The 213-nt window shown below is 69.5% G+C and carries 1 pseudogene; it reads left to right on the forward strand.

Annotation, left to right across the window (positions count from 1 at the left end):
* Window positions 1-22 precede the first annotated feature (22 nt).
* A pseudogene (locus MXD62_RS09830) lies at window positions 23-160 on the forward strand (IS6 family transposase); the annotation flags it as partial.
* Between the last annotated feature and the right edge of the window lie 53 nt (window positions 161-213).

Raw genomic sequence — 213 nt, forward strand, 5'->3', positions numbered from 1 at the left:
CGGGTTCCGGTTCCCGCCGGAGGTGATCGTGCTGGCAGTGCGGTGGTATCTGCGGTTCGCTCTGTCGTACCGGGACGGCGAGGAGCTCCTCGCCGAACGCGGCCTCGAGGTCGATCACGTCACGATCTACCGGTGGGTGCAGCGCTTTACGCCCCTGCTCGCCGAGGCCGCGCGGCCGTGCCGGCACCGACCCGGCGACAGGTAGTTCATCGA

The organism is Frankia sp. Mgl5 (assembly GCF_023242985.1).
In the GTDB taxonomy this organism is placed as follows: Bacteria; Actinomycetota; Actinomycetes; order Frankiales; family Frankiaceae; genus Parafrankia; species Parafrankia soli.